The following is a 20,159-nucleotide window of genomic DNA, read 5'->3' as shown; positions in this document are numbered from 1 at the left end:
CCCAAGGCCCCGCCCCTACGCTGAGCGGGTGGCGAAGAGCATCTACCTGACATCGGCCGAAGGCAACTCGGGCAAGTCGACGGTCGCGCTGGGCATCCTCGATACGCTCGCCCACCAGATCGAGCGGGTCGGGGTGTTCCGCCCGGTCGCCCGCTCGCACGATCGCAGCGAGCGCGACTACGTGCTCGACCTCATGCTCGCGCACGACGGCGTCGACCTCGAGTACGACGAGTGCATCGGCGTCGGCTACGACGAGGTGCACGCCGATCCCGAGGCGGCGCTCGCCACGATCGTCGAGCGCTTCAAGAGCGTCGAGCGGCAGTGCGACGCCGTCGTCATCGTCGGCAGCGACTACACCGACGTCTCCGGCCCCACCGAGCTCAGCTTCAACGCGCGCATCGCGGCCAACCTCGGCGCCCCCGTCGTCCTCGTCCTCGGCGGCCGGCTCTCCGGCGGCTCGGGCGGCCGCGGGCTCGCCGAGTCGGGCGCCCGCAGCCCCGACGACATGCGTCGCGTCGCCGAGGTCGCCGTGGCCGAGCTCGAGCACGCCCACGCCCAGCTGCTGGGCATCATCGTCAACCGCGCCGACGTCGAGCGCCTCGACGCGATCACCGCCGCCGTGCAGAGCGTGGCTCCGGATGCTCTCGCGGCGAGCATCCCGGAGGACCGCTACCTCATCGCCCCCACCGTCACGAGCGTCATGGAGGCCTGCGACGCCCGCTTCGTGCGCGGCGACGAGCAACTGATGGGCCGCGAGGTGCTCGGGGTCGTCGTCGCCGGCATGAGCATGGAGAACGTGCTGCCCCGGCTCACCGAGGGGGCCGTCGTGCTCATCCCCGGAGACCGCTCCGAGGTGCTGCTCGCCGTGCTCATGGCGCACGCCAGCGAGACCTTCCCCAGCATCGCGGCGATCATCCTCTACGGCGGGTTCGAGACGCCCGCCTCGGTGCAGACCCTCGTCGAGGGACTCGACCCGGCGCTGCCCATCCTGCGCACCGACTACGGCACCTACGACACGGTGCTGCGCATCACCGAGACCCGCGCGCGCCTCGCCGCCGACTCGCAGCGCAAGTACGACACGGCGCTGGCCCTCTTCGAGCGGCACGTCGATGCGCCGGCCCTGCTGCAGCGGCTCGACGTCACGCGCTCCGAGACGATCACGCCGCTGATGTTCGAGTACGGGCTGCTCGAGCGCGCGCGCGGCGACCGCAAGCGCATCGTGCTGCCCGAGGGCGGCGACGACCGCATCCTGCGCGCCGCGAGCACGCTGCTGCAGCGCCGCGTCTGCGACCTGACCATCCTCGGCGACGAGGGCGAGGTGCGCGCCCGCGCGGCCGAGCTCGGACTCGATCTCGCCGAGGCGCAGATCGTCAGCCCGTTCGACGAGCAGCTGCGCCAGCGCTTCGCCGAGGAGTACGCGCGGCTGCGGGCCCACAAGGGCGCGACGGTCGAGATCGCGCGCGACGTCGTCACCGACGTCAGCTACTTCGGCACGATGATGGTGCACCTCGGCCTCGCCGACGGAATGGTCTCGGGCGCCGCGCACACGACGGCTCACACCATCCGCCCGAGCTTCGAGATCATCAAGACCGATCCGGGCGTCGGCGTCGTGTCGAGCGTGTTCCTCATGGCGCTCGCCGACCGCGTGCTCGTCTACGGAGACTGCGCCGTCATCCCCGATCCGACCGCGGCGCAGCTCGCCGACATCGCCATCAGCTCGGCGGCCACGGCGCAGCAGTTCGCGATCGAGCCGCGCATCGCGATGCTGTCGTACTCCACGGGGGAGTCGGGCTCGGGCGACGACGTCGAGAAGGTGCGCGAGGCGACGCGGCTCGTGCGCGAGCGCCGCCCCGATCTGCTCGTCGAGGGGCCCATCCAGTACGACGCCGCCGCCGACCCCGGCGTCGCGCAGACGAAGATGCCCGATTCGCCGGTCGCCGGCCGGGCGACGGTCTTCGTGTTCCCCGACCTGAACACGGGCAACAACACCTACAAGGCGGTGCAGCGCTCGGCGGGCGCCGTCGCCATCGGCCCGGTGCTGCAGGGCCTGCGCAAGCCGGTCAACGACCTCAGCCGCGGAGCCCTCGTCAGCGACATCGTCAACACCGTCGCCATCACGGCCATCCAGGCGCAGCGCACCCCGCCGCCGCCGACGACCCCCATCTCGACGATCGGCGGCACGGCATGAGCGGCACCCCCGGCACGCGCGTCTTCGTCGTCAACTCCGGTTCGAGCTCGATCAAGTACCAACTCGTCGACGTCGAGACGGAGCAGGCCATCCTCAGCGGCCTCGTCGAGCGCATCGGCGAGCCCGGCGGCGGCGCGGTCGATCACGTCGACGGGATGCGCCGGGTGCTCGCCGAGCTGGGCGATGCGGCGACCGACCTCACCGCGGTCGGCCACCGCGTGGTGCACGGCGGCTCGGTGTTCACCGCCCCGACCGCGGTCACCGAGGCGGTCATCGCGCAGATCGAGCAGGTCTCGACGCTCGCGCCGCTGCACAATCCGGCGAATCTCGCCGGCATCCGCGCGGCGATGGCCGTGCTGCCCGGGGTGCCGCACGTCGCCGTCTTCGACACGGCCTTCCACCAGAGCATGGCGCCCGCGGCCTACACCTACGCGATCGACCGCGAGCTCGCCCGATCCCACGGGGTGCGCCGCTACGGATTCCACGGCACGAGCCACGCCTTCGTCGCCGAGCGCGCCGCCGCGCACCTCGGGCGGCCGCTCGAGCAGCTCAAGCTGATCGTGCTGCATCTCGGCAACGGAGCATCCGTCGCCGCCATCGACGGCGGGCGCTCGATCGACACCTCGATGGGCTTCACCCCGCTGCAGGGCCTCGTCATGGGCACGCGCTCGGGCGATCTCGACCCCGCCGTGCTGCTGCACCTGCACCGGCAGGCTGGCCTCTCGGTCGACGAGCTCGACACCCTGCTCAACAAGCGCAGCGGTCTGCTGGGTCTCAGCGGCAGCGCCGACATGCGCGACGTCACGAGGGCCGCCGATGAGGGCGATGCGGATGCCGCTCTCGCGCTCGACGTGTGGGCGCACCGCATCCGCCACTACGTCGGGGCGTACCTCGCGCAGCTGGGCGGCCTCGACGCCGTGGTCTTCACGGCCGGCGTCGGCGAGAACAGCGCCCCGCTGCGGTCGCGCGCGCTCGCGGGCCTCGAGCACCTCGGCGTGCGGGTCGACCCCGAGCGAAACGGCGCGAAGGACCGCACGGCGCGCACCATCTCGCCCGAGGGCGCGGGCGTCGCCGTGCTCGTGGTGCCCACGAACGAGGAGCTCTCGATCGCGCGCCAGGCGGCGGCGCTCGCCGTGGGCGAGCGCCGCTGACGGTCGGCTAGAGCGCGCGGACGGCCTCGGCGACGGGCGTCGACCCGCCGACGACCTCGATCGTGCGGTGCACGCCGGCGCCGGACTCGAGCAGCGCGTGCAGCACGTGGGCGATGTCGGCCCGCGGCACCGATCCGGCCTCGACCGACTCGGCGATCTCGACGGCGTCGCCCGCCTCGTCGTCGGTGAGCGAGCCCGGGCGCACGATCGTCCAGTCGAGGTCGCGGTCGCGCACGGCGGCGTCGCCCTCGCTCTTGGCGCGCAGGTAGACCTGGAAGGTGTCGGCGCTGTCGGCATCGAAGTCGTCGGCGCCCATGGACGAGACGACCAGCAGGCGGCGGATGCCCGCGGCGAGCATCCCGTCGGCCGTGAGGATCAGGCCGTCCCGGTCGAGGGTGAGCTTGCGCTCCGGGCCGCTGCTCGGTCCGGCTCCCGCGGCGAAGACGACGGCGTCGGCGCCGTGCACGATCTCCTCGACCCGGTGAACGTCGCCGCGCTCGAGATCGAGCACGACCGGCTCGGCGCCGTCGGCCCGCACGTCGTCGCAGTGGTCGGGGTTCCGCAGCAGCGCGATGGGCTCGTGGCCGGCGGCGGAGAGGCGGCGGCTGAGCTGACGGGCGATTTGGCCGTGGCCTCCGACGATGACGATACGCATCCCGTCAGTTGATCAGATGAAGCTCCGTGCCGCGTGTGCGCGGCGCACCGGCGGGGGCTCTCCCGGTCCGCTCCCGGCGGGCCCGGGCGTCGGAGGTGGCGACTACGCTGTGCGAGTGGTCACCGCCCTCTACCGTCGCTACCGTCCCGAGACGTTCGCCGAGCTGATCGGGCAGTCGCACGTGACCGATCCGCTGCGGGCGGCCCTGCGCAGCGACCGCGTGAACCACGCCTACCTCTTCAGCGGCCCGCGCGGGTGCGGCAAGACCACGTCGGCGCGCATCCTCGCCCGCTGCCTCAACTGCGCCGAGGGCCCCACCGACACCCCCTGCGGGGTGTGCCCCAGCTGCGTCGAGCTCTCGCGCGAGGGCGGCGGCTCGCTCGACGTCGTCGAGATCGACGCGGCCAGCCACGGCGGCGTCGACGACGCGCGCGACCTGCGGGAGCGGGCGATCTTCGCCCCGGCGCGCGACCGCTACAAGGTCTTCATCATCGACGAGGCGCACATGGTCACCTCGGGCGGCTTCAACGCGCTGCTGAAGATCGTGGAGGAGCCGCCGGAGCACGTGAAGTTCATCTTCGCGACGACGGAGCCCGAGAAGGTCATCGGCACCATCCGCTCGCGCACCCACCACTACCCCTTCCGCCTCGTGCCGCCCGCCCAGCTGCTGCAGTACGTGCACGAGCTCGCCGACAGCGAGGGCGTGCAGATCGCGCAGGGCGTGCTGCCCCTCGTCGTGCGTGCCGGCGGCGGTTCCGTGCGCGACAGCCTCTCGCTGCTCGATCAGCTCATCGCGGGCAGCGACGCCGACACGGTCACCTACGAGCGCGCCGTCGCGCTGCTGGGCTACACCCACGCCGCGCTCCTCGACGACGTCGTCGATGCGATCGCCGCCGCCGACTCCGCGGCCGCCTTCGGGGCGATCGACCGGGTCGTGCAGACGGGGCAGGATCCCCGGCGGTTCGTCGACGACCTGCTCGAGCGACTGCGCGACCTCATCGTCGTGCAGGCCACGGGAGCGCAGGCGGCGAGCGTGCTGCGCGGCGTGCCCGACGACGATCTGGCCCGCATGCGCGAGCAGTCGTCGCGCTTCGCGCCCGCCGACCTCTCGACCGCCGCCGACGTGGTCAACCGCGCCCTCACCGAGATGACCGGCGCCACCTCGCCCCGTCTGCACCTCGAGCTCATGATGGCCCGCGTGCTCGTCACGGCGGCGCCCGGCGCCGCCGCGGTTCGACCCGCCGACGACGCCGCTGCGGCCGCCGGAGCTCCCGCCGCGACGGCCCCCGCTGCCGGTGAGGCGGCAGCCCCCGTCGCCGACGCCGGGCGCTTTGCTCCCGCCTCTCCCGCTTCTGAGTCGGCCACCGCTGAGTCGTCCACCGCTGGATCACCCACTGCTGCGTCGCCGGCGGCCGAGGCCCCGGTCGTTCCGAGCGGCCCGCTGACGCTCGCGTCGCTTCGCGACCACTGGCCCGCGGTGCTCGAGCGCATCCAGTCGGTCAAGATGAGCGCCTGGACGGTCGTCTACCTCGCGCAGCCGGCCGCGCTCGATGACGGCGACGTGCTGACGATCGCCTTCACCTCCGTCGGCGACGCCAACCGCTTCAAGGAGCGCACCAATCCCGCCGACAGCGTCAGCGAGCAGGTGCGCAGCGCGATCCAGCACGTGCTCGGCCATCGCGTGAAGTTCAAGGTGCGCGTCGACGAGGGGCGGCCGGCGGTACCCGCGGCGGCGTCCGAGGACGCGCCGCCCGCCGACCCCGACCCGGCCCCGTCCGCGGTCACCGCACCCTCCCGCGCCTCCACGTCGGATCCGTCCTCGTCGGCCCCGCGGCCGGAGCCGGAACCGGAGCCGGAGCCCGCGCCCGAGCCCGCGCCCGAGCCGGAGCCCGAGCCCGAGCCGGAGTCGGAGCCCGAGCCCGAGCCCGAGTTCGAGACCGAACCGGACCTCGCCCCCGAACCGGAGCCGGATCCGGAGCCCGAGCCCGAGCCCACGCCGGCGTCCCGGAAAGAGCCGGCTCCCGCCGCCGGGACCTCGCGAGCGTCCGCCCCGATCGCGCCCTCCGCGACGAGGACGGCGACGGCGCCCTCCCGGGCCGATGCGCCCTCCCGCCCGTCCCGCGCCGAACCGGCCGAGCCGGTGACGGTGACGGGATGGGACGTCGTCGCGATCCCGGGCAGCACGCCCGCCACGGCGATCTCGCACGGCGTCGGTCGCGTCGACCACGACGACGTGCCCCCGCTCGACGACTCCGATGCGCCGGACGACGATTCGGCCCCGCCGCCGGCGGAGCGCGTCGCTGCACCGGCGTCGGCCCCCGAGCGCACCATCCCCTCCGCGCCGGCGCCGATCCATCCCGCCGAGGCTGCCGGGCGCCAGCGGTACGGCGAGGCCGTCGTCCGCGAGCTGCTCGGTGCCCGATTCCTCGCTGAAGAGGCCGTGGAATCGGTCGTCAGCCTCACCAGCTCCGCCCCGAGAGACGAGTAGCCCGTGTACGACGGCATCATCCAGGACCTGATCGACGAGTTCGGCCGGCTGCCGGGCATCGGCCCGAAGTCCGCCCAGCGCATCGCCTTCCACATCCTCCAGACGGAGTCCTTCGACGTCGCCCGCCTCGCGCAGCTCCTGATCGACGTGCGCGAGAAGGTGCGCTTCTGCGAGATCTGCGGCAACGTCGCCGAGGAGGCGACCTGCTCGATCTGCCGCGACCCGCGCCGCTCGCCCGTGAGCATCTGCGTCGTCGAGGAGGCGAAGGACGTCGTCGCGATCGAGCGCACGCGCGAGTTCCGCGGGCTGTACCACGTGCTCGGGGGCGCGATCAGCCCCATCGACGGCATCGGCCCCGACGACCTGCGCATCGCGCAGCTGCTCGGCCGTCTCGGCGACGGCACCGTCACCGAGGTGATCATCGCGACCGACCCGAACCTCGAGGGGGAGGCCACCGCGACCTACCTGACCCGCCTGCTGGTGCAGCCGGGTCTGACGGTGTCGCGCCTCGCGAGCGGCCTCCCCGTCGGCGGCGACCTCGAGTACGCCGACGAGGTCACCCTCGGGCGCGCCTTCGAAGGGCGCCGCTCGGTCCAGCGCTGAGATCCACCCCGGGGCGGGGTATGCAACTTCTGTTGCGTTAGCGACGACGCAGTGCTATCGTCGACTTATGCAACAAAAGTTGCGATAAGGAGACGGCACCATGACCACCACGACCCGCGCCACCGAGAGCGTCGAGAGCTCCCCCTTCCGCGTCAGCATCACGACGAGCATCCTGATCGATGCGCCGCAGGCTGCCGTGTGGTCCGTGCTCACCGACACCGCGGCCTACCCGCAGTGGAACAGCTTCATCCGCCGATGGGAGGGCGCGCTCGCGCCGGGCGCCCGGCAGCACGTGCGCATCGAGCCCACGACGACCAGCGGGCAGAGCTTCCGCCCCCGCATCATCGACCTGCAGCCGGGGCGTGAGCTGACCTGGCTCGGCCGGGTCGGGCTCCCGGGCGTGCTCGACGGGCGCCACCGCTTCGTCGTCGAGCCCCTCGGTGAGGGGCGCAGCCGCCTGGTGCAGTCGGAGGTGCTCTCCGGCGCGCTCGTGCCGCTGCTCCGACGCATGCTCACCGTCGCCACCCCGGCGGCGTTCAGCCGGATGAACGCCGAGCTCGCCGCACGGGCGACCGCCGCGTGACCGCCGCCGAGCAGACCGCCGTCCGTCGGCGCGGGGCCGCCGTCGAGGCGACCGTGCTCGACACGACGATCGCCCTCCTCGTCGAGCGAGGGTCGGCCATCGCGGTCGACGAGGTCGCCGAGGCCAGCGGCGTGCACAAGACGACGATCTACCGCCGCTACCCGACGCGCGAGCTGCTCATCGCCGCGGCGATCCGGCGGCTCGGCGAGACGGCGGTGCCCGCGGTCGTCGACGCCGATCCGCGCGCGGCCGTGCTGCAGCTCGCGCGGTCGGTCGCCGGCGCCCTGCGGTCGCCGCAGGGCGGCAACATCCTGCGCGCCGTCATGGCCGCATCCGCGGCCTCGCCCGAGCTGGTCGCGTTCGCTGACGACTTCTTCCGCGATCGCTACGCCCTCGCCACCGAGCACCTCGCGCGCCTGGCGGCCGCGGGAGGCCTCCGGGCCGACGTCGACCCGGTCGTCGTGTGGGAGCAGATCGTGAACCCCATGCACGTGCGAGCGCTGTGCGGGCGGGCGACGAGCGACGCCGAGGCCGAGCAGCTCGTCGAGCTGGCGCTGCGCGGCGCGGCGGTGTAGCGCGGGCCGCCGCCGGGCGACCCGCGCGTGGCGGGCCGAGCGACCTCGCGCGCGCAGGGGGCGGGCAGGGCATCCCGCTAGAATCAGCGGTCGAGGCCGTCGCCACCACCCTTCGTCGCATCCCCTCGCCCGGCCACCCGCCTGAATTCCGCGCCCTCCCGCATCCAGCATCAGGAGCACCACGTGAGCCTCATCGTGCAGAAGTTCGGCGGATCCTCCGTCGCCGACGCCGAGAGCATCAAGCGCGTCGCCAAGCGCATCGTCGCCACGCGCACCGCCGGCCATGAGGTCGTCGTCGCCGTCAGCGCCATGGGCGACACCACCGACGAGCTCATCGACCTCGCTCACGAGGTCACGCCCATCCCCGACGCACGCGAGATGGACATGCTGCTCACGACCGGCGAGCGCATCTCGATGGCGCTGCTGGCGATGGCCATCAAGAGCCTGGGTCACGAGGCGCGCTCCTACACCGGCAGCCAGGCCGGCATGATCACGGATGCCCAGCACGGCTCCGCCCGCATCGTCGACGTCACCCCCACCCGCGTGCGCGAGGCGCTCGACGACGGCGCGATCGCCATCGTCGCCGGGTTCCAGGGCTTCAACCGCGACAGCCGCGACATCACCACGCTCGGGCGCGGCGGCAGCGACACCACCGCCGTCGCCCTCGCCGCGGCGCTGAACGCCGACGTCTGCGAGATCTACACCGACGTCGACGGCGTCTTCACCGCCGACCCGCGCGTCGTGCCGCTGGCGCGCAAGATCGACCGGGTCTCGGCGGAGGAGATGCTCGAGCTCGCCGCGAGCGGCGCCAAAGTCCTGCACATCCGCGCCGTCGAGTTCGCCCGCCGGCACGGGGTCGCACTGCACGTGCGCTCGTCGTTCACGCCCGCCGAGGGCACCTGGGTGCGCAACCCGATCGAGGGAGAGACAATGGAAGAACCGATCATCACCGGCGTCGCCGGCGACCTCTCCGAGGCGAAGATCACCGTCGTCGGCGTGCCCGACACCCCCGGCAAGGCGGCCGACATCTTCACCATGGTCGCCAAGACCGGCGCCAACATCGACATGATCGTGCAGAACGTCAGCGCCGCCACGACCGGCCGCACCGACATCTCCTTCACGCTGCCGAAGAGCGACGGCTCGACGGTGCTCACCGCGCTGCGCTCCGAGCAGGAGTCGGTCGGCTTCCTCTCGCTGCAGTACGACGACCAGATCGGCAAGCTCTCCGTCGTCGGCGGGGGCATGCGCACCAACGCGGGCGTCAGCGCCCAGCTGTTCACGGCGCTGAAGGACGCCGGCATCAACATCGAGATGATCTCCACCTCCGAGATCCGCATCTCCGTCGTCACCCGCGCCGACATCCTCAACGAGGCCGTGCGCACCGTGCACGCGGCCTTCGGGCTCGACGGCGACACCGAGGCCGCGGTCTACGCGGGAACGGGGCGATGAGCGTGAGCGCAGCATCCCCCGCCCCCGTCAGCATCGGCGTCGTCGGCGCCACCGGCCAGGTCGGCGCCGTCGTGCGCCGGCTGCTGCTCGAGCGCGCCTTCCCGGTCGGCGAGATCCGCTTCTTCGCCAGCGCCCGCAGCGCCGGAACCGTGCTGCCCTTCGGCGACCGGCAGATCGTCGTCGAGGATGCGGAGACCGCGGACCCCACCGGGCTCGACATCGCGATCTTCAGCGCCGGCGCCACGACGAGCAAGGCCCAGGCCCCGCGCTTCGCGGCCGCCGGCGTCACCGTCATCGACAACTCCTCGGGCTGGCGCATGGATCCGGAGGTGCCCCTCGTCGTGAGCGAGGTCAACCCCCACGCCATCGACGACGCCGTCAAGGGCATCATCGCCAACCCGAACTGCACGACCATGGCCGCGATGCCCGTGCTCAAGGTGCTCGACGCCGAGGCCGGCCTCGAGCGCCTCATCGTCAGCACGTACCAGGCGGTCTCGGGCGCCGGGCTCGCCGGCGGCGAGGAGCTGCTCGAGCAGGCGACCGCGGTCGTCGGCCAGAGCGCCATCGACCTCGTGCACGACGGCTCGGCCGTCGAGTTCCCCGCTGCGGTGAAGTTCCCCGCGCCGATCGCCTTCAACGTCATCCCGCAGGCCGGCAGCTTCGTCGACGACGGCCTCGGCGAGACGGACGAGGAGAAGAAGCTGCGCAACGAGTCGCGCAAGATCCTCGAGCTGCCCGAGCTGCGGGTGAGCGGCCTCTGCGTGCGCGTGCCGGTGTTCACCGGTCACAGCCTCGCGATCAACGCCGAGTTCGCCCGCGCCTTCAGCCCCGAGCGGGCGCGCGAGCTGCTCGCCGACGCCCCCGGCGTGCAGCTGGTGGATGTTCCCACCCCGCTCGCGGCGGCCGGCGCCGACCCGAGTCTCGTCGGGCGCATCCGCGCGGACGAGGGCGTGCCCGGCGGCCGGGGACTCGCGCTCTTCATCAGCAACGACAATCTGCGCAAGGGCGCGGCGCTCAACGCGGTGCAGATCGCCGAGCTCGTCGCGGCGCGGAAGGGCGTCAGCGCGGCGTGACCGGCCGCGCCCGGCCGTCGACCGAACCGTTGCCGCGGTAGCGTCGAACCGTGCTCATGACCGCTCCCTCCGCCTCGCGCCTCAGCTCGCGCCGGGCATCCCGCCCCGCTCTTCTCGGCCTGCTCGCCGTCATCGCCTCCGCGGGTCTCGTCGCGTGCGCGGCGCCGGCCCCGGCCCCCGCGCCGCCCGAGGGCGATGGCCCGATCGTCGCCTTCTACGGCGACTCGTACACGCTCGGCACGGGCGCGACCGACGATTCGGTGCGCTGGTCGACCGTCATCAGCGAGGAGCGCGGCTGGCGCGAGTACAACCCCAGCGTCAACGGGCTCGGCTACCTGCGCAACCGGTCGACCTTCGGCGACGGAGACCTGCCCGACCTCATCATCGAGCAGAGCCCCGACATCGTGTTCGTCACGATGGGCCTCAACGACAACTTCGGCTACGAGCAGGAGGGCGAGCGCATCGCGCAGCAGATGAACGACGACATCGATCGGCTCGTCGAGGCCCTGCCCGAGGCCCGCTTCATCGTCGTCGAGCCCTTCTGGTACACCGACGAGCGCCCGGAGTCGGTCGAGGTCATCATCGGCTGGCAGCGCGCGATGGCCGAGCGCATCGGCGCCGACTACATCGCCGGCGCCTCGCGCTGGATCGAGGGGCGTCCGGAGCTCATGGCCTCCGACGGCCTCCACCCGAACGACGACGGGTACGCGGTCATGGCGGAGCGCATGCGGGCCGAGCTCGAGGCCCTCGGCCTGTGACGGTCGGCAGCGACGCGGCGGTCGCCAGCTACGCCGCGATCGGCGACAGCTTCAGCGAGGGGATGGGCGACGAGCTGCCCGACGGTACTCCCCGGGGCTGGGCCGACCTCGTCGCGCTCGGGCTCGCGCACGCCGCGCAGGCGCCGCTCGGCTACGCCAACCTCGCCATCCGCGGCCGACTGCTCGGCCCCATCCTCGACGAGCAGCTGCCCGTCGCCCTCGACCTCGCCCCCGATCTGCTGAGCATCAACGGCGGCGGCAACGACATCATGCGGCCGCGGGTCTCGGTGGCCGCGGTCGCCGACCGGCTGGCGGACGCGGCCGATCGCGCCGCCGCGCGCGGCATCCGCGTCATGATCGTGAGCGGCGCCGACCCCGGCGACCACATCCCGCTCGGTCGCATGGTGCGCTCGCGCGGCGATCAGCTGGCCCGCGAGGTGCGCCGCCGGCTCGACGGGCGCGCGATGCTCTTCGTCGACAACTGGGCCGACGAGGGCCTGCGCGACCTGCGCTACTGGTCGATCGACCGCCTGCATCTCAACGCGCTCGGCCATGCGCGCGTCGCCGGCAACGTGCTCGCCGCGCTCGACGTGCCCGTGGCCCCCGGAGGGGAGTCGGCGGCCGAGCGGCTGCACGAGCTCGAGGCGGCGCGGCCCCGCACGGCCGCCTACTGGCGCGAGTACGTGCTGCCGTGGATCGGCCGCCGTCTCACGGGCCGGTCGAGCGGCGACGGGCGAGCGCCGAAGCGGGCGACGCTCGAGCCGATCAGCCTCGATCGCTAGGAGCGTCCGCCGCCGCGTCCTCGCGCGCCGACGCCCGGGCGGCGCGCTGCGCCCGGACGGCCCGCACGCTGAGCTGCGCGACGACCGCGAGCAGCAGGATCCCGAACAGCACGCCGGCGACCTGCGGCGGCACGAGGAACGCCAGTGCGACGCCGCCGAGCGAGGCGCACGCCGCTGCGATGCCGACGATGAGGCCCTGGCGCACATCCACCATGCCCGCGCGCACGTTCGCGACCGTGCCCGAGAGGGCCGTCGGGATCATGGCGAGCAGCGAGGTGCCCTTGGCCACGAGGTCGCCCATGCCGAAGAGGGCGATGAGCACCGGCACCGCGATGACGCCGCCGCCGATGCCGAACATGCCGCTCGCGATGCCCATGACGAAGCCGAGGACGACGAGCCCGATGATCGGCAGCACGTCGAGCTCGAGGCTGCCGCCGCGCTCGGGGGCGACGAGGATGAGGCGCACGGCGATGATGAGCAGGCCGGCGATGAACATCCAGCGCAGCCAGCCGAGCGGCAGCGTGCGCAGCAACCAGGCCCCGATCGGGGCGCCCACGACGGCGCCGACGGCGATGAGGGCGGCCGCGAAGTAGTCGATCTGACCGTTGATCCCGTATCCGACGGCGCCGACGACGGCGCTCGGCACGATCGCGACGAGGCTGGTGGCGGATGCCCGGCGCTGGTCCATGCGCGCCCACCACATGAGCATCGGCACCATGACGATGCCGCCGCCGACGCCGAACATCCCGGAAAGAAGCCCGCCGACGAGGCCGGTGGCAAGAAGGGGCAGAATCACTCGCGCAACCCTACCGATGCGAGGCTGGCGGTCAGCCCGCCGCGGGTAAACTCGGCGCGTGAGTGAACGCATCGACGTAGCGCTGATCGGCGCCGGCATCATGAGCGCGACCCTGGCGACCATGCTGCAGCAGCTGGAGCCCGAGTGGGACATCCGCATCTATGAGCGCCTGAGCGACGTCGCTCTGGAGAGCTCGAACCCCTGGAACAACGCGGGCACCGGCCACGCCGCCCTGTGCGAGCTCAACTACACCCCCGAGCGCGCCGACGGCACGATCGACATCACCAACGCGGTGAAGGTCAACGAGCAGTTCCAGGTCTCGCGGCAGTTCTGGGCCTACCTCGTGAACGAGGGCACTCTGCCCGAGCCGACGGCGTTCCTGAACTCGACGCCGCACATGAGCTTCGTCTGGGGCGAGGCGAACGTCGCCTACCTGCGCAAGCGCTACGACGCCCTGAAGGACCACCCGCTGTTCGCGGGCATGGAGTACAGCGAGGATGCCGCTCAGATCCGTCGTTGGGCGCCGCTGCTGCTGCCCGGCCGGGCGAAGAGCCAGCCCATCGCGGCCACCTACATGGCCTCGGGCACCGACGTCGACTTCGGAGCGCTCACGCGCCTGCTCGTCGACGGCTTCATCGACAACGGCGGCCGGCTCGAGGTCGAGCACACGGTGCGCGGCCTGAAGAAGCTGAAGGACGGCGCCTGGCGCATCAAGCTGCGGCACGAGATCGGCGAGACGCCCCTGCAGGTCGAGGCCCGCTTCGTCTTCGTCGGCGCCGGCGGCCACGCGCTGCCCCTGCTGCAGAAGAGCCGCATCCCCGAGATCCGCGGCTTCGGCGGGTTCCCCATCAGCGGGGAGTGGCTGCGCAGCGACGATCCCGAGATCGTGGCCAAGCACCTCGCCAAGGTCTACGGCAAGGCCAGTGTCGGAGCCCCGCCGATGTCGGTGCCGCACCTCGACACCCGCGTCGTCGACGGCCAGGCCTCGCTGCTGTTCGGCCCCTACGCCGGATTCAGCCCCAAGTTCCTCAAGACCGGCTCGTGGTTCGACCTCTTCGGCTCGATCCGCCTGCACAACATCGTTCCGATGCTGCAGGTGGGCCTGCGCAACTTCGACCTCGTGAAGTACCTCGTCGGCGAGCTGCTCGCGAGCCGGGAGGACCGCCTGGATGCCCTGCGCGAGTTCTACCCGAACGCGAAGGGCGACGACTGGTACAAGATGGTCGCCGGCCAGCGCGTGCAGGTCATCAAGAACGACCCGGAGAAGGGCGGCGTGCTGCAGTTCGGCACCGAGGTCGTCGCAGCAGCCGACGGCTCGATCGCCGGTCTGCTCGGCGCCTCGCCCGGCGCATCGACGGCCGCGCCGATCATGCTCGAGCTGCTGCAGCGCTGCTTCCCCGATCGCATGGCGGCCTGGACGCCGAGGATCACGCGCATGGTGCCGACCTACGGCGGCACGGTCAGCGAGTCGCCGGAGACGGCCGACCGGGTGCTCGGCGAGACGGCCGCCGTGCTCGCCATCGCGCGGTAGTCGCGCCGATCGTCGCGCTCGGCGGTCGCCCGCCGGGCGCCGCTCCTCCGTCACGCAGCGGTCGGCGGTGATCGCGCCGAGCGCCGCCGGTCAGTCGCGCAGAAGCGCGGTCATGTCGATCGCCTGCGTCGGTGCGAGCTCGATCATGACGGCCTCGGTTGTCGGGGCGGCGGAGGAGATGCTGGCGGTGGTCACGGGGGCCTCGTTCTGCTGATGGGGGGCGGGGCGGGGGGGATGCCCGAGGCCGGTCAGGCGCTCGCGCGACGTCGTGGGTGCGGAGGCGCTCAGGCGCTCGCGCGCTGATCGCGGCGCCGCAGGCGGCTCGTGCGCAGGGCGCGCTGGGCGGCGGCGCGGGTCGCGAAGCGGCCGAGGTGCCGGCCGACGCCGTCGGCGACGACGTACCCGGTGCCGACGAGCTCGACGTACCCGGCGTGCGCCATGCCCTCGGCCGTGTGCTCCGAGGCGACCCAGAGGCCCTTCTGCGGGCTGAGCCACTGCAGCTGCCGCGCGGGGGAGGTGCGGCCGGAGAGGGAGAGGAGCGAGCTCATGGTGCGGGTGTCCGATTCAGTCGAGCGAGTGTATGCGTTCGAATGTATTGGACGGAGGAGCGGGGATTCGACCAGCGTTCAGCGGGCATCCAGGGTCGCTCATCGGAGGCCGCGGAATCTCCTCCTCCGACGAACGCGACCCACGAGCATCCGTGGTCGTGCAGTGCATGCCGTCCTCCGCATGTCCTCGATGGCGCAGGAGATCGGCCCGCGGTCCTGCGCGCCGATCAGTTGCGCGCCGCGCCCTCCGAGGCGGTGACGACGAAGGTGTCGGGCTGGCCGAAGGCGTGCTCGCCGAACGCGTTGTCGACGGCGACCTGGATGCGCGAGAGGTCGTCGATGCGCACGAGGGCGATGGCGGCCCCGCCGAAACCGCCGCCGGTCATCCGGGCACCGATGGCGCCGGCCTGCACTGCCGTCTCGACGGCGAGGTCGAGCTCGGGCACCGAGATCTCGAAGTCGTCGCGCATGCTGCGGTGCGAGGCGTCGAGCAGCTCGCCGATGGCCTCGGCCCCGTCGGCGCGCAGCACCGCGACGGTGTCGAGCACCCGCTGGTTCTCGGTGACGACGTGGCGCACGCGGCGGAAGGTGACGTCGTCGAGCAGGTCGCCCGCGCGCGCCAGGTCGTCGACGGTGAGGTCGCGCAACGAGGAGAGGCCCATGACGGCGGCGCCGCGCTCGCAGGCCTCGCGGCGCTCGCCGTAGCCGCCGGTGGCGTGCGAGTGCTTGACGCCGGTGTCGATGACGAGCAGGGCGAGCCCGGCCTCGGCGAGCCCGAGCGGCACGAGCTCGGTCTCGAGCGTGCGGCAGTCGAGGAACACGGCGTGGTCGGCGGCGCCGAGCAGCGAGGCCGACTGGTCCATGATGCCGGTGGGGGCGCCGACGGCGACGTTCTCGGCGCGCTGCCCGACCCGGGCGAGGGTGCGCCGGTCGAGGCCGAGCTGCCACACGTCGTTGAGACCGAGCGCGACGGCGCTCTCGATGGCGGCCGAGCTCGACAGTCCCGCACCCACCGGCACGTCGCTGACGATGAAGAGGTCGAGCCCCGGCACGGCCGAGAGGTCGGCGCCGAACTCGGTGAGCGCCCACGCGACCCCGAGCGGGTACGCGGGCCAGCCGGTCAGCACCTCGGGGGTGAGCTCGTCGAGACCGATCTCGACGACCTCGTCGGCGAAGTCGCTCGCGACGCGGATGACGCGGTCCTCGCGCAGCCCGACGGCGACGACGGTGCGTCGATCGATCGCGAGCGGCAGCACGAAGCCCTCGTTGTAGTCGGTGTGCTCGCCGATGAGGTTGACGCGGCCGGGAGCCGACCAGAGGCCGTCGGGCTCGTGCCCGAAGGCCGCGGTGAATCCGGTGCGGGCGTCGTCGCGGATATCGCTGATCACTGCTGGTCTGCCTTCTCGGTCATGTCGGCCTTCTCGATGCCGGAGCGGATGAACGCGGCCTGGGTCTCGGGCGCGACGTCGCCGATGAAGGCGCCCATGGCGGCCTCCGACCCGGCGAGGTACTTCAGTTTGTCAGCCGCGCGCCGCGGGCTCGTCACCTGCAGCATCAGGCGCACGGCATCCCGCCCCTCGTGCACGGGCGCCTGGTGCCAGGCGGCGATGTACGGGGTGGGGGTGTCGTAGAGGGCGTCGAGCCCGCGCAGCAGGCGGCGGTAGAGGGGGGCGAGCTCGTCCTTCTCCTCGTCGGTGAGGCCGGCGAGGTCGGGCACGTGCCGGTGCGGCAGCAGGTGGATCTCGAGCGGCCAGCGCGCGGCGAAGGGCACGAAGGCGGTGAAGTGCTCCCCGCGGATCAGCACGCGCTCGCTCTGCTGCTCGCTCGCGAGGATCTGCGCGAACAGGTCGTCGCCGACCGCCGCGACCGAGCGCAGCAGGGCGCTCGTGCGCGGCGTGATGAAGGGGTACGCGTAGATCTGCCCGTGCGGATGGCCGAGCGTGACGCCGATCTCCTGCCCCCGGTTCTCGAAGACGAAGACCTGCTGGATGCCCGGCATCGCGCTCAGCGCGGCGGTGCGCTGGCTCCACGCCTCGATGACGGTGCGCGCCCGGCTGACGGTCTGCGAGCCGAACGAGCCCTCGTGCTCGGGCGAGAAGCACACGACCTCGCAGCGCCCCACGCTCGTGCGGGTGCGCTCGAGGCCGATGGCGGCGAGATCGGCGAGGTCGGCCGGCGCGTTCTCGTGCTCGAGGGCCGGGCCGAAGCTGGGGGAGCGGTTCTCGAACACGGCGACGTCGTAGCGGCTCGGGATCTCGCTCGGGTTGGCGGCGGTCTGCGGCGCGAGCGGATCCTGGTCGGCCGGCGGCAGGAAGACGCGGTTCTGCCGGTTGCTCGCGATCGAGACCCAGTCGCCGGTCAGCACGTCCTGGCGCATGCTCGCCGTGGCGGGCCGGGGGTCGAGCACGCGGGCGTCGATGCCGCGCTCGGGCCCGAGCGTCGTGTCGGCGTCGTCGAAGTAGAGCAGCTCGCGGCCATCGGCGAGCGTGTCGGTGCGCAGGGTGATCGGCATGATCCCAGGCTACGGCCGATCCCTTGCGCAAACGCAAGAGGCGTGCTTTCGTTTTCGACGAGTTCCGAAAGCGGGCTGGATGCTCGTCCCGCCCGCCCGCCCACCCGCCCGCTCGTCCCGCCCACTCCGCCCGACCCGAGAGGCTCTCCATGGCCGACACCGCCCCGCGCCGGCGCGAGCGCCTCGCCGGCGCGGTCGCGCGCCGCGGCTTCGCCCGCGTCGCCGACCTCGCCCGCGAGCTCGGCGTCAGCGAGGTCACCGTGCGCACCGACCTCGCCGCGCTCGAGGCCGACGGGCGCCTCACCCGCGTGCACGGCGGGGCGATGCCGCGCGGGCTCGTCGCCGAGCGCGAGTCGAGCCTCGAGCAGTCCCGCGCCCGGCTCGCCCGTGCCAAGTCGGCCATCGCCGAGGCCGCGGCGGCGCGCGTGCAGTCGGGGCAGAGCGTGCTGCTCGACGTCGGATCCACCACCCTGGCCGTGGCCCACGCGCTCGTCGCCCGCGTCGAGCTGCAGGAGGTCGTGGTGGTGACGAACGGGCTCGCCATCGCGCTGGCGCTCGAGCCGGGCATCCCGCGTCTCACGGTCGTCGTGACGGGCGGCACGGTGCGCTCGCTGCAGCACTCGCTCGTCAACCCGCTCGCGACCACGCTGCTCGAGGGGGTGCGCGCCGATCTCGCCATCCTCGGGGCGACGGGCGTGCATCTCGAGCACGGGGTCACGAACGTCAACCTGCCCGAGGCCGAGGTGAAGCGGCGCATGGTCGACAGCGCGGGCGAGCGCGTGCTCGTCGCCGACTCCTCGAAGGTCGGGCAGGCGCACCTGGGGCGGGTGGCGGCGCTCGCCGAGATCGACGAGCTCATCACCGACTCCGGCATCGATGCGGGGGATGCGGCCGCGCTGCGCGCCGCCGGGCTGCGCGTGCGCGAGGTCGCCCCGCACCGTCGGTAGTCTGGCGCCGTGACTCCGACCTCCGCTCCCGCGCCCACGGGCGAGCAGTACGCCCTCCGCCTCGACGGCCCGAACGGCCCGGTCGAGGCCGTCGTCACCGAGGTCGCCGCGGCGCTGCGGCAGCTCACGGTCGACGGGCACGACCTCACCCAGCCCTACCCCGAGAGCGCGACGCCGCCGTTCGGCGACGGCATCGTGCTGGTGCCGTGGCCGAACCGCGTGCGCGACGGCCGCTGGACCCTCGACGGCGAGGCGCAGCAGCTCGACATCACCGAGGTCGCGAAGAACAACGCCATCCACGGTCTGCTGCGCTACGGCGCGTACCGCCTGGTCGACCGCACCGACTCCTCGGTGACGCTCGGCGCCGCGGTCGTCCCGCAGCACGGCTACCCGTTCCACCTGTGGACGACGGTCGCCTACGAGCTGGTGCCCGATGGCGTGCGCGTCACCCACGCGGTCACGAACCTCGGCTCGGCGGCCGCTCCCTACGCGGTCGGCACGCACCCGTTCCTGCGGGTGGGCGAGCACTCGGTCGAGTCGCTGACGATCACGGCGCGCACCGCCGAGCACGTGATGGTGGATGCCCGCCTCAACCCCGAGGGCCTCGAACCCGTGGCCGGCACCCGCTTCGACCTGACGTCGCCCACCCTCATCGAGGGTCTCGAGTTCGACGACGCCTGGCGCGTCGAGCCGGATGACGACGGGCTCATCCGCACCACCGTCGCTGCGCCCGACGGCGCGAGCACCACGCTGTGGCAGCAGGGCGACTGGGAGTGGTTGCAGGTCTTCATCACGCGCATCTTCCCGACGCCCGACGGGCTCACCACCGCGATCGCGGTCGAGCCCATGACGGCTCCGGCCGACGCGCTCAACTCGGGTCTCGGCCTGCGCTGGATCGAGCCCGGCGCCTCGTGGTCGGGCAGCTGGGGCATCACGCGCCAGGCCTGAGCCGGGTATCCCGCCCGCCGCGCCCGCCACCGCACCCTCCAGACCGCGCCGAGCCGGCGCCTGGCCTCGTCGCGGTGCACAAATGCAGGACTGCGTCGGCGCGTCGCGCTCCTCCTCGCCGCGGCACGCCGGTCACGGGTCGTCGAGTCCTGTATCTGCGCCAGCGGTGACGCGCGCGGCCCGTGCGGTGACGCGCACGGCCCGTTCGGTGACGCGCACGGCCCGTCCGGTGCCGGCGCCGAGACGACGTTTTCTGCCGAAGCGGCACTACGGAAGCGTCGCCTCGACGCGAACCGCTGTTTCGGCGCGGCGCGGCGCGGCGCGTCGCGTCGTGACCACGGACCCCTCTCCCACGGGCGCACATCTCGGCCGACGGGTCAGCCACTCCCTTTCGAGCTCCTTCCACTGTGCAGGACTTATGCGAGGGATGATCGGATCCTTCCTGCAGAGTGGAAGGCGCGCGAGGGGGAAACCCGCGCCCCGTCGCCGGCCGTGCACTGCTCCCTGCCGGCCCCGCTGTTCCCGCAGTCGCTCCGCTCTCCGACCGACCCCGCCGTTCCCGCAGGCGCCCC

The 20,159-nt window shown here is 72.9% G+C and carries 18 protein-coding genes; 13 read left to right on the top strand and 5 right to left on the bottom strand.

The genetic code is table 11. The features are described 5' to 3' along the window. The first annotated feature begins 28 nt into the window (after positions 1-28). Complete coding sequence (gene pta, locus OVN18_RS03015) at positions 29-2,188, top strand: phosphate acetyltransferase (RefSeq protein ID WP_267781822.1); 2,160 nt, start codon at positions 29-31, stop codon at positions 2,186-2,188. Beyond that, the gene (locus OVN18_RS03010) at positions 2,185-3,339 is read left to right on the top strand and encodes an acetate/propionate family kinase (protein ID WP_267781820.1); all 1,155 of its coding nucleotides are present in this window, start codon (positions 2,185-2,187) and stop codon (positions 3,337-3,339) included. The genes pta and OVN18_RS03010 overlap by 4 nt, the downstream gene beginning before the upstream one ends. Positions 3,340-3,346: 7 nt before the next feature. On the opposite strand, the gene OVN18_RS03005 is transcribed toward OVN18_RS03010, so the two are convergent. Continuing rightward, a complete protein-coding gene (locus tag OVN18_RS03005) occupies positions 3,347-3,994 on the bottom strand; it encodes an SDR family oxidoreductase (protein ID WP_267781818.1) in 648 nt (215 codons plus the stop codon). A 115-nt stretch (positions 3,995-4,109) separates the two neighbouring features. Between OVN18_RS03005 and OVN18_RS03000 the strand changes: the two genes are divergently transcribed. From OVN18_RS03000 to OVN18_RS02965, 8 genes are all read left to right on the top strand, one after another. Further along, positions 4,110-6,482, top strand: a complete 2,373-nt coding sequence (locus OVN18_RS03000) for a DNA polymerase III subunit gamma and tau (RefSeq protein ID WP_267781815.1) — start codon at positions 4,110-4,112, stop codon at positions 6,480-6,482. A gap of 3 nt (positions 6,483-6,485) precedes the next feature. Further along, the gene (recR, locus tag OVN18_RS02995; RefSeq protein WP_267738090.1) at positions 6,486-7,085 is read left to right on the top strand and encodes a recombination mediator RecR; all 600 of its coding nucleotides are present in this window, start codon (positions 6,486-6,488) and stop codon (positions 7,083-7,085) included. Between the two features lie 100 nt (positions 7,086-7,185). Further along, entirely contained in the window at positions 7,186-7,668 is a 483-nt protein-coding gene (locus OVN18_RS02990; RefSeq protein ID WP_267781812.1) for an SRPBCC domain-containing protein, read from the top strand. Continuing rightward, on the top strand, positions 7,665-8,243 hold the full coding sequence (locus OVN18_RS02985; RefSeq protein ID WP_267738088.1) for a TetR/AcrR family transcriptional regulator: 579 nt from the start codon (positions 7,665-7,667) through the stop codon (positions 8,241-8,243). Before OVN18_RS02990 ends, OVN18_RS02985 begins: the two co-directional genes overlap by 4 nt. Positions 8,244-8,426: 183 nt before the next feature. After that, entirely contained in the window at positions 8,427-9,692 is a 1,266-nt protein-coding gene (locus tag OVN18_RS02980) for an aspartate kinase (protein ID WP_267738087.1), read from the top strand. A gap of 2 nt (positions 9,693-9,694) precedes the next feature. Continuing rightward, on the top strand, positions 9,695-10,765 hold the full coding sequence (locus tag OVN18_RS02975; RefSeq protein WP_407666059.1) for an aspartate-semialdehyde dehydrogenase: 1,071 nt from the start codon (positions 9,695-9,697) through the stop codon (positions 10,763-10,765). 56 nt (positions 10,766-10,821) lie between these two features. Beyond that, the gene (locus tag OVN18_RS02970; RefSeq protein ID WP_267781809.1) at positions 10,822-11,523 is read left to right on the top strand and encodes an SGNH/GDSL hydrolase family protein; all 702 of its coding nucleotides are present in this window, start codon (positions 10,822-10,824) and stop codon (positions 11,521-11,523) included. Continuing rightward, entirely contained in the window at positions 11,520-12,305 is a 786-nt protein-coding gene (locus tag OVN18_RS02965; protein WP_407666058.1) for an SGNH/GDSL hydrolase family protein, read from the top strand. Before OVN18_RS02970 ends, OVN18_RS02965 begins: the two co-directional genes overlap by 4 nt. On the opposite strand, the gene OVN18_RS02960 is transcribed toward OVN18_RS02965, so the two are convergent. Continuing rightward, positions 12,289-13,101, bottom strand: coding sequence for a sulfite exporter TauE/SafE family protein (locus tag OVN18_RS02960; RefSeq protein WP_267781808.1), 813 nt, complete (start codon positions 13,099-13,101; stop codon positions 12,289-12,291). The genes OVN18_RS02965 and OVN18_RS02960 overlap by 17 nt on opposite strands. Before the next feature lie 100 nt (positions 13,102-13,201). Here OVN18_RS02960 and OVN18_RS02955 point away from each other — a divergent pair, with 100 nt between their 5' ends. Beyond that, positions 13,202-14,632 carry a malate:quinone oxidoreductase gene (locus tag OVN18_RS02955; protein WP_267782884.1) on the top strand — a complete coding sequence of 477 codons (1,431 nt, stop codon included), beginning with the start codon at positions 13,202-13,204 and terminating at the stop codon, positions 14,630-14,632. A gap of 284 nt (positions 14,633-14,916) precedes the next feature. Here the strand turns inward: OVN18_RS02955 and OVN18_RS02950 are convergent, their stop codons facing one another. The 3 genes from OVN18_RS02950 to galT form a co-directional block, all read right to left on the bottom strand. After that, positions 14,917-15,180 (bottom strand): dsRNA-binding motif domain-containing protein, encoded by a 264-nt coding sequence (locus tag OVN18_RS02950; RefSeq protein ID WP_267781805.1) that lies wholly within the window; start codon positions 15,178-15,180, stop codon positions 14,917-14,919. A gap of 227 nt (positions 15,181-15,407) precedes the next feature. Next, on the bottom strand, positions 15,408-16,565 hold the full coding sequence (gene galK / locus OVN18_RS02945) for a galactokinase (RefSeq protein WP_267782881.1): 1,158 nt from the start codon (positions 16,563-16,565) through the stop codon (positions 15,408-15,410). Then, positions 16,565-17,692 (bottom strand): galactose-1-phosphate uridylyltransferase, encoded by a 1,128-nt coding sequence (galT, locus tag OVN18_RS02940; RefSeq protein WP_267781801.1) that lies wholly within the window; start codon positions 17,690-17,692, stop codon positions 16,565-16,567. The genes galK and galT overlap by 1 nt, the downstream gene beginning before the upstream one ends. A gap of 149 nt (positions 17,693-17,841) precedes the next feature. Between galT and OVN18_RS02935 the strand changes: the two genes are divergently transcribed. Both OVN18_RS02935 and OVN18_RS02930 read left to right on the top strand, forming a co-directional pair. Further along, the gene (locus OVN18_RS02935; RefSeq protein ID WP_267781798.1) at positions 17,842-18,639 is read left to right on the top strand and encodes a DeoR/GlpR family DNA-binding transcription regulator; all 798 of its coding nucleotides are present in this window, start codon (positions 17,842-17,844) and stop codon (positions 18,637-18,639) included. Positions 18,640-18,648: 9 nt separating this feature from the next. Continuing rightward, the gene (locus OVN18_RS02930; RefSeq protein ID WP_267781796.1) at positions 18,649-19,587 is read left to right on the top strand and encodes an aldose 1-epimerase family protein; all 939 of its coding nucleotides are present in this window, start codon (positions 18,649-18,651) and stop codon (positions 19,585-19,587) included. Positions 19,588-20,159: the final 572 nt, after the last annotated feature.

Origin of the sequence: Microcella daejeonensis (genome assembly GCF_026625045.1) — a bacterium.
Lineage (GTDB): Bacteria > Actinomycetota > Actinomycetes > Actinomycetales > Microbacteriaceae > Microcella > Microcella daejeonensis.
This window is presented reverse-complemented; position numbering and strand designations above follow the sequence as displayed.